This is a genomic window from Bifidobacterium sp. M3-N-101, from assembly GCF_023656805.1.
Lineage (GTDB): Bacteria > Actinomycetota > Actinomycetes > Actinomycetales > Bifidobacteriaceae > Bifidobacterium > Bifidobacterium breve.
Window position 1 is genome coordinate 72,768 of record NZ_JAMOKQ010000008.1, and the last position, 12,232, is coordinate 84,999.

Here is a 12,232-nt window from a genome sequence, read left to right on the forward strand (position 1 = left end):
TCGCGTACGATGTGACACTCGCCACGTTCACCACCCGCAATGCTCTTTCCTGATACACGTGCCGACTCCATAGCCACCGCCAATCCCGCTTCGACAGCGGAAACGCGCTAGACTGAGGCCAGCGATAGCAGGAGCTACCGAACCATCCATCCTCACTACGGGAGTGATTCCATGACGAGCAAAACGCCACGCACCGGCAACCAGTATTCGATTCACCACGGCGACTACTCCGCTGTGATTTGCGAGCTAGGCGCGAAAATCCGCCGGTTCGACTTCAACGGCAAGGAAATCTTCTGTCCATTCGGGGTCAACGATCTGACCCCGACCTGCAACGGATACGTGCTGGCCCCTTGGCCAAACCGTATTGAAAACGGTGAATACGATTTCAACGGCAAGCACTACTGCGCTCCGGTCAACGAATATCACCCGGCTCCGCGCAACAACGCGAACCATGGATACGCCTACCACTACATGTGGAAGCTCGAATCGCTCACCGACAGCGCCGTGACGCTTTCACTGCGCTTCCCCAACCTGGACGGATACCCGTTCGATGTGACCGTGACCGTGACCTACGAATTGGGCGAAAATGGCATGACCGTGACCATCAATGCCCGCAATGATGGCGACGAGCCGGCACCTTGGGCTCTTGGCCTGCACCCGTGGCTTGCCAACGGCGAGCAGGGCGCGACTTCCGCCGAACGCGATGCCGACTCCGCCGCCTGCCATCTGCAGATCAAGGCCGCCAGTCATGTGACGGTGAACGAGGCGCTGATTCCCACCGGCACTGAACCTGTTGCCGGCATCTACGATCTGAACGATGGTCCGACGCTCGAAGGCCGCGCTTTCGATGACGCCTGGGTTGATGTGGAGCGCGCCGCCGATGGCACGACCACTACCACGTTCACCCGTCCTGATGGTATCGAAGTGAAGCTGATCGGCGACGAAACCATCAATGCCTGGCAGTGCTACACCGCCACGGGAGCTCCATTTGCCGAGCATCCGTACGGCATCGCCGTCGAACCGATGACCGCCCCGGCCAACGCCTTCCGCACCGGCAACCATCTGGTGACACTCGCACCCGATAGTGATTACACCACTGTGGTGCGTTATGAAGTAGCCCAGAAGTAATCCAGAAATAGCCCTATGAATTGGCTCTCCTCATTGAGGAGAGCCAATTTTGTTATCTATATACGCCGCGTCCCAACGCTGATGCGGTACGATTGCGAGCGGTAACAATACGCTTTCACAAAGGAGTGTGCACTATGGCTTTGAAGCCTCGCACCGGTAACCAATACGCCATCTCATCCGGCGAATGGAGTGCCGTTGTCACTGAGCTGGGCGCCAGCTTGCGCGAACTGAAATGGCGCGGCGAAGACATCATCGTCCCCTTCGACCCGGACAAGGTGATTCCCTGCTGCAACGGATGTGTGCTGGCACCGTACCCGAACCGCGTGACCAATGGACAGTATTCCTTCGACGGTGAAGACTATCAGATGCCGATCGACGAATTTGACCGTCAATCCTCCCTGCACGGCTATGCCTACCGTTATATGTGGGAGCTTGAGGACCTGCAGGAATCGCATGTGACGCTCTCATGGCGCTCCCCCGACATCGCCGGATATCCGTTCGACATCACCATCACCGCCACCTACGCGTTGGACGAGAACGGCCTTACGGAGACCTTCACCGTGCACAACAACGACGCCGTGAAGGCACCGTGGGCGTTCGGCATTCACCCGTGGCTTGCCAACGGCAAGCATGCCACTGGCCCGGCCATCACCGCCGACAACGAGCCATGCCGCCTCGAGCTGCATTGCGACACTCACGTGACTGTTGACGAGCATCTGCTGCCCACTGGCGAAGAGCCGGTCTCCGGCATCTTCGATCTGCGCGGCAACCCCACCCTTGAGGGGCGCGACTTCGATGACGCCTGGACCGACATCACCAACCGCAGTGCTGACGGCAGCACTTCTGCCGTATTCACCCGCCCCGATGGTATCAAGGTCACTCTGGCCGGCGACAAGACCATCAATTCCTGGCAGGTCTGCACCGGCAACGAGATTGGCGAGAAAGTCCGTCAGCCCGGTGTGGCCGTCGAACCGATGACTGCCTACGCCGATGCATTCCGTACCGGCAAGGATCTGGTCGTGCTCGAACCAGGCGCTGATTACACCACTGTGGTCACGTTCCAGGCCGAGCAGCTCTGAACCAATCAGCCGAATGTGCGCCATATGGGCGCGCGGTTTGAGAACGTCGCGCTCATGTGGCATAATTTCGAAGGCTTATTTTTTTACTGCAGCAAAGGAGTCCATCATGGGCATGCGCGGACGTAAGCGCAAGGATCGTCGTAAGAAGGCCGCCAACCACGGCAAGCGTCCAAACGCCTGATTCTTCGCGTTTGATATAAACGCAAAAGGCCCGTCTGAGCAATCAGACGGGCCTTTTCATATATATCTCTCACATCATTTGTCCTCGCCGCAGCAATGGTCGAGCGTGGCTTTCAGACGGGCCATGAGGCATTCAGGAGCCACATCCGGCCGCAGGTAGGCGCGCATCGCGGCAATCAGAGCCTGTTCGCGCGCATCGCAACACGTACTGGGGTCAAAACAGTCACCCTCGGCCACGATATGCACGTCAGCCGATGCCGTTCCAGTCTCATCATCACGATGATGTACTGCAGTAATGTGCACTTCCGTCTGGCTGACCGTGCCATCGGACGAAGTACGGGTTATGGAGATGTGACGGGTATGCTCTGTCGGCTGGTCGTTCATCGCATCTCATTTCCCTGAGGCTTACGAGACTGTCGAAGCATGCGAGCGCGTGCTACCGTATCCGTGATGGTTTGCGCGGCGTCATCGCTGTCAACAGTATGTTCACTAGTTCCATTATGGACGTGTTCCACGGTTTGACCAACGTTTTCGCCCAACTTCGCGGATGGTGAACCGGTAATGTATCCGCGATCCTTGGCATATGAGGCAAGTTCCCGTTTCAGTTGTGTACGTGCACGGTTCAACCGGCTCATCACCGTGCCTATTTTCACCCCTTGCTCGTCAGCCACCTGCTGATAGGACTTGCCGTCGATGGCGGCATCGATGAACACTTGCCGACGTTCTGGAGACAATTTGGCGAGCGCAGCCATGATCTCTTCCGGAGCAAAGGCATCCAGATATTCCTGTTCGGCAGATTTCAACCCATCTGAAGTATGTTCGGAAGCATCGTAGATGTCCCAGTCATCATATTCGCCGGTCGAATCGTTGGCGCGTTGCGGACGTCGTTTGGCCTTGGCGTACTGGTTGAAATACGCGTTTCGTTCGATGGTCGTCATCCATGCCTCGAAGTTCGATCCAGGCTGGAAGGAATCAAACGCCTTGAACCCGCGCTCGAACGTATCCTGCACCAGATCCTGCGCATCGTCGGGGTTGTTGGTCAGCCTCATGGCCTGACGATAGAGCGTGTTGACGGCGGGCATGGCGAGCTGCTCGAAACGAGCGCGCTTAGCCGCCATGGATTCCCCGGCTTCGGCCGGCATCCCGGTATGCACTGTTGCTTCGCTTGTCGTCACAATTCTCCATTCTAGCCAAATCTTGTGCCCATATCGTGGCTGATGACATGTGAGCCACGCCACGGCATGACCGCCCTGTAGAATGGCTAATCGGCTAGGAATAGGGAGAAAAGATTTATGGCTTTGACTTTGGCTGCGGCCGCCGAATTGCTCGACCGACATCATCTGCTCCGCGAAATCATCCAAGGCGATTGCTGGACCGACAACGCAGCGGATCTCGCCGGCGCCGACGAGCCGTTCACCGCCATCACCTATGACACCCGCAAAGTCACTCCCGGCACACTGCTATGCTGCAAGGGCCGGTTCAAGGCGGATTACTTGACGGACATCGATCAGGCCGGACTTGCCGCATACATGGCCGAAACCGAGTATTCCGCCGTCACCCGCGCCCCTGGACTGATCGTCAATGATGCGCGTAAGGCCATGAGCCTGCTGTCCGCTGAGTTCTATGGCCGCCCGCAGGATGAGCTGACCGTCATCGGCATCACCGGCACCAAGGGCAAGACGACCACCGCCTATTTTGTGCAGGCCGTGCTCAACGCCTATTCCGGCGGCAGGGCCGCACTGTTCTCTTCGGTGGACAATTGCTTGGACGGCCACACATATGCAGAATCCGACCTGACCACGCCCGAGTCGATGGACGCTTTCCGCATGATGCGCGAAGCCGCGAATAACGGCATGCGGTATCTGGTGATGGAAGTCTCCTCCCAGGCATACAAAGTGGAGCGCGTGTATGGCCTGACGTTCGATGCTGGGGCATTCCTCAATATTTCCCCTGACCACATCAGCGCCATCGAACACCCCACATTCGAGGATTATCTGTATTGCAAGCGGCAGATCACACACAATTGCCGCACACTGGTGCTCGGCGCCGACTGCGATCATGCCGATTTGATTCGGCAGGATGCTCAAGCCTCGAATGTACCGGTCACCACTTTTGCGCTGCATGCTGCGGACGGGCACGGCACGCATGCCGATTTCGTCGCGCTGCCGGATGCATCCTCAGGCTACCTGTTCCAGGAGCAGGGCAAGGCTATTGGCGATTTCTCGCTGGAACTGGAAGGCGAGTTCAATGCCGCCAACGCCGCTGCCGCCATTGCTTTGTCACGTGCAGTCGGCGTACCAGCTGGCTCAGAGGCTTTCCGCGCTCTGGAACATGTGCATATTCCCGGGCGTATGGAACATTATGAATCCGGCAATATGGTGGCGTACGTAGATTATGCGCACAACTATGTGAGCACGAAGACCCTGGCCGAGTTCGTGACACATAAATACGCGGATCGCAATCCGCGTGTCGTCGTGGTCACTGGCTCCGTGGGAGATAAAGCCGTGGACCGCCGTGAAGGCATCATCAAGGGTGCGCAGGATTATGCGGATCGCATTATTCTGACTGCGGAAGACACAGTGCACGAGCGCATGATCGATATTCTTCATGAGATGCAGGGTTATATCACCAATCCTCGAGTCGTCTCGGATATCGAGCTCGATCGTGCGAAGGCCATCGAAAAAGCAGTCGAGGATGCGCACGCCCATGCGGACAGGCTGACCATTCTGCTGGTCATCGGCAAGGGTGAAGAACGTTGGATCAAGGTCGATGGCAAGCACGCGCCTTACGAGGGCGATGACCATGTGGTCAAGCGCCTGTTCGGACTGTTGAACGACTGATCAGCCAGCCATCTGAACCCGCAATCGGAATAAGAAAAGCAAGAGGATAAGGAGCAATCATTGATTACGCTGGAACACGTCACGTTGCCGGCCATGGAACAGGCCGCGGCAGAGGCAGGCATCGTACTGCCGATTGAGCAGACGGAAGCCTGGGGCCGCTATCAGGCCAAGGTGCCGGGACGCCACCCGTGGGGCGCGTACCTTATTCGCCGCGATGGTGAGTTGGTGGCGGTCATCTCCCTGATCGATTACGAGACCCACGGCTACCACTATCTGCGTTCGCTGCATGGTCCGGTGTGGAAGACCAAGCCCTCCCAGGAGGAGGAGCACGAGGTAATGGACGCACTGGTCAAGGCCGTGCACTCCCACGACCGCAAGGTGGTGTTTCTGCGCGTGGATACATGGTTCGATGAAGGCTACTACCGCGTGCTGTCCACGGTACCGTATGACCAGACAGTGATCGTTGATCTGACCGGCGGCGACGACAAGATTCTTGAGCGTATGGTGGCGCGTGGCCGTCAGAACGTGCGCAAGGCCCTGCGCGAAAGCCCGGCCACCTGCGCCGACGAAACCGAGCAGGCTTCCAAATCGTTCGACGAGTATTACGGCGTGATGGTCGACACCGGCAAGCGCGACGGCTTTGCCCCTGCTCCGAAGCAGGACTACGAGGATATGATTCAGGAGCTTGGCCCTGAGCACTGCCGGCTGTTTGTCAGCCGTATCGACGGCAAGGTGGTCAACTGGTGCCTGATTACCTTGAACGACAATCGCGCCGTCTACTACTACGGCTGCATGAGCACCGCCGTACGCCGCCTGCGCGTGCCGGACAAGATGTTCTATCACATCTTCTGCACACTGGGCGCGCAGGGCGTGGAAAGCCTTGACATGATGGGCATCGGCTCTGACTTCGCACCGTCCTTGAAGGGACTGAACCAGTTCAAGACCAAGTTCGCCCGGGAGATTACTCCGGTGGCGGCAGGCCATGACATTCCGGTCAAGCGCGGTTTCTACAGCCTGCTGCGCTTCATTCAGAAGCTGCGTAAAGGCTCAAACGCGGACAAGCACTAAGCTCGCTTCCCCCTGATGACGAGCTATCGTCATCCAGAAAACATTCAGCACAGCTCCAGCTTCTAGGTGGGCAGATTCTAATCGTTCTGCCACGTGAGCGTCGCACAATAACCAATGGTTATCAATACATCGACGCATAGAGTCTGGAGTTATGCTTGCTGTCGCCAGAACGACATTTCGTGATATTGAAGAAGAAGCCGCTGGTTGCGATATCACGCTGCCCATTGAAGACTATCTCGACATGATTGGCGCATTGGGCGCGGAACACTGCCGCGTATTCGCCGCGCGCATCGATGGACAAGGGTGACCTGGTCCATCGTTACGGTGGAAGGCTCGTATGCGGTGCGTTATTATGCCGCCATGTGCGACGCCGCCATGCGTATTCATGTGACCGATCGACTGCTGTATGCCGAATGCTGCTGGGCTCGCATGATATCACCGATTACGATTTGATGAGTATCGGCTCTGCCTTCGCGCCATCGCTCAAGGGTCTGAACGAATTCAAGACCAAGTTCACCGAGACGATCACACCGGTGGCCCCGGCCCGTGACATGCTGCTCAAGAAGGTCTTCTACAAGACATTGCAGGCCGTGCAAGGTGTGCGCCGAGCGTTCCGCCAATAAACCCGGGAGCGGCTTATTTGTCCAGCTTCTGGCTCACTACAGCGGTGACGCCATCGGCTCGCATCGTCACGCCGTACAGCGCATCGGCGATTGACATCGTGCGCTGCTGATGCGTGATGATGATGAGCTGGGCATGGGCACGCAACTCGTTGAACGCGTCGATGAGACGGGTCAGGTTCACGTCGTCCAGCGCGGCCTCGACCTCATCCATCACATAGAACGGGCTTGGGCGCGCGGTGAAAATCGCGAACAACAGAGCCAATGCGGTCAGCGAGCGCTCGCCACCGGAGAGCAGGCTCAGCTGTTTGACGCGCTTGCCTGCCGGGCTGGCCTCGACCAGCACGCCCGTGGTGAGCAGATCCTCTGGATTCTCCAGACGCAACCGTCCTGTGCCACCCGGGAATAGTGTGGCGAACATCTTCTCAAAAGCTTCGGCGGTATCGTCAAACGCGGACTTGAACACCTCGACCATGGTGGAGTCAAGATCCTTGATGAGCTGCATGAGATCATCACGAGACTTGACCACATCGTTGCGCTGGTCGTTGAGGTACTTATTGCGTTCTTCCAGCGCCTCGAACTCCTCGGTTGCCAGCGGGTTGATCTTGCCAAGCGCAGCCAAGTCGCGGCGGGCCTTGTCGAGTCGCTTCTGCTGTTCCTGGCGGTTGTATGGCACGGTCTGGAAGCGGCTGGGGTCCGTAACGCTGTTCGCTGCGGCGTCGGGGGCATCGGTTGCCGCATCGTCGGCATTGCCGTCGCTCTCGCCATCCGTATGCTCCAGTGGCACAGGATCACCATCATCGTCAAATACCGGAACCGGCTGATCGGGGCCATACTCACGTACCAGTTCCTCCAAGGTGAGGCCAAGCTCATCAGACACTTTCTGCATGAGCTGACCGGCTTCGGCGGCCAGACGCTCACGATTCACGTCCAAGGCGTGTTCGCGGCCCGTCAGATCGGTGACCTTCGGCTCAATCTCATTGCGCTGGGCGCGCAAGGTTTTGAGCTCATCGTCATGACTGGACGCCGCTTCCTGCAGCTTGTCCCGCTCAGCGGCGACGCCCTGCAGCGTGCGTTCCACCATGGCGGCCACCTCGCGCGCATCATCAGCCACGCCTTGCAAATGGGCGGCCTGATCACGCCGACGCTCGTTCAACGATTCGATACGGGCGCGACGTTCAACGGCTTCCTTGGCATTATCGCGCAACAGCCCGGCCTGTCGGGTCAGGGACCCCCCCTTGCGACTGGCTTCAGTCCATGCAATCTTCGCGGCGACCTCATGCTCACGGGTCAGGTTCAAGTCACGTTCCAGTGTGCGCTCGCGTTCGTCAAGCTCATCGAAATCGGCATGCTCGTCAGTGGATTGCTGCGCCGATTCCAAAGCGCGGTTGAGATCATCGAGCTTCAGCTGATGTTCGTTACGATTCTCTTGCGTGTCCGCGATTTTCTTGTCCAACTGTTCAAGCTGACGCGCGAACGACGCAACCCTATCCTCGGCGGATTTCAGCGACTTTTCCGCTTGCTGAGCCTTGAGTCGGACTTCCGTGCGCTTGGCGGATTCCTGATCGACCAGACGGGCGGCCTCGTCACGCTTGGATTTGGCCTCGCTCACCTGCTCGGCCAATTCATTGGCCTCGACATCAAGCTGCTTGACTTGGGCCAGCGCCTTGTCCCTGCGGGCGGCAAGCGACAGGTCGGACTGGGAAATCGATGATCCGCCGACCGCGGCCACACCGTGGGCAAAGGTCTCGCCATGCTTGGTGACGGCGCGTGGGGCCTTTCCGGAAGCGACGAGACGCTGCGCTTCATCAGCCGTCTCGGCTGCGGCCACATCGGCCAGCAGCAGCTGCACGGTGCGCACGCAGGCCGCGGCCTGTATCTTATCTGCAGCTTCGGGATTAGCCGTCACGAGGTTCGCCAAGCATATATCGGTATCGGCAAGAGCGGCGAATGGTTCGTCGGCCGGCATTGCGGTCAGCACCACGGCTTTGCCGAGCTTGTCTTCACGGGCACGCTCGAGGGCATGAAGCATATTGCCGGTTTCCGGCACCACGATGGCACTGGCATATTGGTCAAGCGCGTGGGCCACGGCCTCTTCCCAACCATCAGCCACATGGATAAAGTCGGTGAGACGCCCGAGGGATGCCACCTGCTCGTCCCGTTCCAGCGATCCGGAGGCGTTGCGGCTGTCCAACGTGTCGGACAGCGCATCGGCTTTGGCCTGCAACGAGATGATATTGGACTGTACGTCACGCTGACGATCGGTCAGCTCATTCAACACATCGCGACGCTCTGCCAGGGCGGCACGGGCCTTGTCCAATGCGGCACCGTCATCATCGGCCACGGATTGCGCCTCACTGCGCAGCGATTCCAACTGATGCTGCGCATCATCATGCTGCTTGGCGAGCGTCTCCCGCTGCCCGGTATGATCCTTGGCGCGGCTGTCCGCCAGTTGTACGGCGGATTCCTCTCGGGCTATCAATTCACGCAGACTGGCGATATGGGCGTCACGCTCTTGCGCGGTTTTACGGAGCTCGGTCAAGGTCTGACGGATGGAAGCGAGCTTCTTTTCATCGTCGGCGCGCTCTTCGGTGGCCTTATCAAGTGCGATGCGGGCGTCCGCCACGGCTTTGGTCTGCGCTGCAGCCTGAGTCTCCAGCTCTTCGGCCCTCTTGAGCAGCATGTCCGGATCTTCTCCGAAATTGCTGACGATCTGGCCGGTGAGCGAACGTCCGCGTTCCTCGGCCAACTGGGCAAGCGCATGCAGACGCTCCCGGATCTGGGAAAATTCATGCCAATACTGATTGGTCTTGGCAATGGCCGGGCTGGATTCGGAACTCAGCGCCTCGACTTGTTCGATGCGCACCTTGACCTGGGCAAGCTCGCGTTGGGCAACGGACAGCTGACTGCGCACATCGCCGAGTTCCTTGCGCACCGTCTCGCGGCGAGCCATCGAACGCTGGGCATCCTCGGCATAGATGCGAGCCTGGGCGTCACGTACGGAAACCTGAATGGCATCGGCCCGGCGAGAAATGCGCGCCTGACGGCCCAACGGGCCAAGCTGCCTGTGAATCTCTCGCAGTAAGTCATCGAGTCGGTTGAGATTTGACTCCGTATTGGCCAGCTTGCGCAGGGCACGTTCCTTACGCTTGCGATGCTTGAGGATTCCCGCCGCCTCCTCGATAAACGCACGGTGGCCGGACGGGTCGGCCTTAAGAATCGCATCCAGACGGCCCTGCCCCACGATGACGTGCATCTGCTGGCCCAAGCCAGTATCCGAAAGCAATTCCTGAATATCAAGTAGGCGGCACTGAGAACCGTTGATGGCGTATTCGGACCCACCGTTGCGGAAGATAGTGCGGGAGATAGTGACTTCCGTGTAATCGATGTCAAGCGTGTGATCGGAATTGTCGATGGTCAGACTCACCTGCGCGCGGCCCAGTGGAGGGCGGGAGGAGGTGCCGGCAAAAATCACGTCCTCCATCGACGTGCCCCTCAGGTTCTTGGCTCCCTGCTCACCCATCACCCAAGTCAGCGCGTCGACGATATTCGATTTGCCTGAACCATTGGGACCCACAACCGCCGTGATGCCAGGCTCAAAACGCAGCGCGGTGGCGGAGGCAAAGGACTTGAATCCGCGGAGGGTGAGTTCCTTGAGATACATAACTTGACCGTTTTTCGTTGATGGGTGTTACGGACTACTGTATGTCAGGCGTCCGAGCCCGCACTGGAGTCCTGGTCAGATGAACCGTCGACATTGTTGTTCTTCGCCGCATCGCCGAGGCCGAGCACGTCAAATGCGTCGAAATCATCGGGGCTGACGTTATCCTCAAGCGTATCGGCGCCGGACTGATCCCCGTGACCATCTGTGGCATCATCGGGATCGACCTCCGGCTGATGGATGGCCATAGCCTGCTGCATCATAGGGCTGGCATGCTCGGCAAGCATGGTACGTGCATCACCGGCAGTCACGAAGCTGCCGCAAACGAGTACGCCATGGCCATAGCCGACACCCAGCTCATCTTCCGCATCGACCATATTGACGGCTGTCTGGATGGCATCAGGCAGATTCGGCTCCTTGATGACTCGATCACGGCCGAACACCTCAACGGCGATCTTCTCCAGCTCATCGGCCGGCATCACGCGCTCGCGCCATGAATTCTCAGTGACTACCACGGAGCTGAGAATCGGCTCCAACACACCAAGATACTCTTCGACCTGCTTGTCTCGCATCATGGCGACTACACCGACCAGTTGCTTGAAGTCGTAGCTTTCCTCGATGGCCTTACGCAGGGCTTCGGCGGCGTTGACGTTATGGCCGCCGTCCAAAATGATGGTCGGCGAGGTACGAATCTGCTCGATGCGGCCCGGAATCTTCACCGAGCCCAGCGCCTCTGCCACCAGATCGCCGTCCAGTGGCCCGTTGACCGGAATCACCACTTCGGCGGCAGCGAGCGCGGCAAGCGCATTGTGCGCCTGATGCTCGCCGAACTTGGCAATCGGCACGCCCTCGTACGTGCCATTGGGCGTGGTGAGAGTGGCCACCTGGCCACCGACCGCGGCCATGCGATCGGACACGGTCATCTCGTAACCGTCACGCACCACAGTGGCATGGTTGCGTTCGGCGGCCTCCTCAAGAATCGGCATGACCGCTTCCTCGTGCGGCTGACGCCCGATGATGGCGGTGCAGTTCGGCTTGATGATGCCGGCCTTCTCGCCTGCGATCTGCTCGACGGTGTCCCCCAGCCATTGCATGTGGTCCATGTCGACAGGGCCGATGACCGCGGCATCCGCGTTCAACACATTGGTGGCGTCCCACAGGCCGCCCATGCCGACCTCGACAACGGCCACGTCCACGGGAGCGTCGGCGAATTTCCAGATGGCCATGGCGGTGAGTACTTCGAAGAAGCTCATCTTCGGCTTGCCCTGTTCCTCCATTTTGGCATCCACCAAGGCCACGAGGTCCTTGGTCTGGTCCCATACGTCGATGAAATCGTCATCGGAAAGCTGCTGGCCGTCGATGGCGATACGCTCGTTGACCTTCTCCAGATGCGGCGAGGTGTACAGGCCGGTACGCATGCCGTACGCACGGCAGATGGCTTCGGCCATGCGCGCGGTGGAGCCCTTGCCGTTGGTGCCGGTCACATGGATCACACGGAACGACTGCTCCGGGTGGCCCAAAATATCGAGCATCAGATTCATCCGGTCAAGATCCAGATTGGTGGTGTTGTGCTCCGGAGGACGGCTCATGATATCCAGTTCGACGTCCCGCATGCTCTCGTTGTTCCGATTCGGATGCTCGAATGACATGTACTCT

Annotated in this window: 9 protein-coding genes and 1 pseudogene; 6 read left to right on the top strand and 4 right to left on the bottom strand. The window is 58.9% G+C overall.

Annotated features, from left to right (window positions below):
- The first annotated feature begins 171 nt into the window (after nucleotides 1-171).
- The 3 genes from NBH12_RS07800 (at nucleotide 172) to NBH12_RS11145 (ending at nucleotide 2,388) form a co-directional block, all read left to right on the top strand.
- Complete coding sequence (locus NBH12_RS07800; RefSeq protein WP_003832094.1) at nucleotides 172-1,128, top strand: aldose 1-epimerase family protein; 957 nt, start codon at nucleotides 172-174, stop codon at nucleotides 1,126-1,128.
- A gap of 134 nt (nucleotides 1,129-1,262) precedes the next feature.
- Nucleotides 1,263-2,207: an aldose 1-epimerase family protein gene (locus NBH12_RS07805; RefSeq protein ID WP_052828970.1), complete on the top strand. Its 945-nt coding sequence runs from the start codon at nucleotides 1,263-1,265 to the stop codon at nucleotides 2,205-2,207.
- A gap of 106 nt (nucleotides 2,208-2,313) precedes the next feature.
- The gene (locus tag NBH12_RS11145; RefSeq protein ID WP_003817083.1) at nucleotides 2,314-2,388 is read left to right on the top strand and encodes a 50S ribosomal protein bL37; all 75 of its coding nucleotides are present in this window, start codon (nucleotides 2,314-2,316) and stop codon (nucleotides 2,386-2,388) included.
- Nucleotides 2,389-2,462: 74 nt separating this feature from the next.
- Here the strand turns inward: NBH12_RS11145 and NBH12_RS07810 are convergent, their stop codons facing one another.
- Both NBH12_RS07810 and NBH12_RS07815 read right to left on the bottom strand, forming a co-directional pair.
- Nucleotides 2,463-2,771 (bottom strand): hypothetical protein, encoded by a 309-nt coding sequence (locus NBH12_RS07810; protein ID WP_003830588.1) that lies wholly within the window; start codon nucleotides 2,769-2,771, stop codon nucleotides 2,463-2,465.
- Nucleotides 2,768-3,529 carry a sigma-70 family RNA polymerase sigma factor gene (locus NBH12_RS07815; protein WP_038426821.1) on the bottom strand — a complete coding sequence of 254 codons (762 nt, stop codon included), beginning with the start codon at nucleotides 3,527-3,529 and terminating at the stop codon, nucleotides 2,768-2,770. The genes NBH12_RS07810 and NBH12_RS07815 overlap by 4 nt, the downstream gene beginning before the upstream one ends.
- Before the next feature lie 150 nt (nucleotides 3,530-3,679).
- Here NBH12_RS07815 and NBH12_RS07820 point away from each other — a divergent pair, with 150 nt between their 5' ends.
- From NBH12_RS07820 to NBH12_RS11000, 3 genes and pseudogenes are all read left to right on the top strand, one after another.
- Nucleotides 3,680-5,227 carry a UDP-N-acetylmuramoyl-L-alanyl-D-glutamate--2,6-diaminopimelate ligase gene (locus NBH12_RS07820; RefSeq protein ID WP_003830586.1) on the top strand — a complete coding sequence of 516 codons (1,548 nt, stop codon included), beginning with the start codon at nucleotides 3,680-3,682 and terminating at the stop codon, nucleotides 5,225-5,227.
- A 60-nt stretch (nucleotides 5,228-5,287) separates the two neighbouring features.
- Entirely contained in the window at nucleotides 5,288-6,295 is a 1,008-nt protein-coding gene (locus tag NBH12_RS07825; protein WP_052790269.1) for a lipid II:glycine glycyltransferase FemX, read from the top strand.
- Nucleotides 6,296-6,515: 220 nt separating this feature from the next.
- A pseudogene (locus NBH12_RS11000) lies at nucleotides 6,516-6,918 on the top strand (GNAT family N-acetyltransferase); the annotation flags it as partial.
- 13 nt (nucleotides 6,919-6,931) lie between these two features.
- Here NBH12_RS11000 and smc read toward each other — a convergent pair.
- Both smc and NBH12_RS07850 read right to left on the bottom strand, forming a co-directional pair.
- Nucleotides 6,932-10,579, bottom strand: a complete 3,648-nt coding sequence (gene smc, locus NBH12_RS07845; protein ID WP_250819342.1) for a chromosome segregation protein SMC — start codon at nucleotides 10,577-10,579, stop codon at nucleotides 6,932-6,934.
- A 44-nt stretch (nucleotides 10,580-10,623) separates the two neighbouring features.
- Nucleotides 10,624-12,225 (bottom strand): bifunctional folylpolyglutamate synthase/dihydrofolate synthase, encoded by a 1,602-nt coding sequence (locus NBH12_RS07850; protein WP_052828592.1) that lies wholly within the window; start codon nucleotides 12,223-12,225, stop codon nucleotides 10,624-10,626.
- Nucleotides 12,226-12,232 lie beyond the last annotated feature (7 nt).

Coding starts and splice junctions, on each gene's coding strand:
- NBH12_RS07805 (WP_052828970.1), top strand. CDS start 1,263: ATGGCTTTGAAGCCTCGCACCGGTAACCAATACGCCATCTCATCCGGC.
- smc (WP_250819342.1), bottom strand. CDS start 10,579: ATGTATCTCAAGGAACTCACCCTCCGCGGATTCAAGTCCTTTGCCTCC.
- NBH12_RS07815 (WP_038426821.1), bottom strand. CDS start 3,529: ATGCCGGCCGAAGCCGGGGAATCCATGGCGGCTAAGCGCGCTCGTTTC.
- NBH12_RS07850 (WP_052828592.1), bottom strand. CDS start 12,225: ATGTCATTCGAGCATCCGAATCGGAACAACGAGAGCATGCGGGACGTC.
- NBH12_RS07820 (WP_003830586.1), top strand. CDS start 3,680: ATGGCTTTGACTTTGGCTGCGGCCGCCGAATTGCTCGACCGACATCAT.
- NBH12_RS07800 (WP_003832094.1), top strand. CDS start 172: ATGACGAGCAAAACGCCACGCACCGGCAACCAGTATTCGATTCACCAC.
- NBH12_RS07810 (WP_003830588.1), bottom strand. CDS start 2,771: ATGAACGACCAGCCGACAGAGCATACCCGTCACATCTCCATAACCCGT.